This is a genomic window from Candidatus Skiveiella danica (genome assembly GCF_022705245.1).
GTDB lineage: Bacteria > Pseudomonadota > Gammaproteobacteria > Burkholderiales > Burkholderiaceae_C > Skiveiella > Skiveiella danica.
On sequence record NZ_JAKJEW010000197.1, the window covers coordinates 262 to 522 of the forward strand.

Consider the following 261-nt stretch of genomic DNA (forward strand, 5'->3'; position numbering starts at 1 on the left):
ACTGCAGGGAGCTAGAGCGGCGCACCGCAGGCAGCCGCGCCATGGCTGCGGGCGGCGCGCCATTTTTTTGGCCGGATGGGCTTGCACCGATCATTGCCGCCGACACCATGGACCTGCAACAGTACCTCCCTGTCATCCTCTTCATCCTGGTCGGTGTCGCCGTCGGCGTCATCCCCCAGGTGCTCGGGGCCCTGCTGGGACCGCATCGCCCGGATGCCGCGAAGAACTCGCCGTACGAATGCGGATTCGAAGCCTTCGAGG

Annotated in this window: 1 pseudogene; it reads left to right on the top strand. The window is 66.3% G+C overall.

What is annotated here, in order from left to right:
* Positions 1–107: 107 nt before the first annotated feature.
* Positions 108–261, top strand: a pseudogene (locus ACMUOY_RS20980) (NADH-quinone oxidoreductase subunit A); the annotation flags it as partial.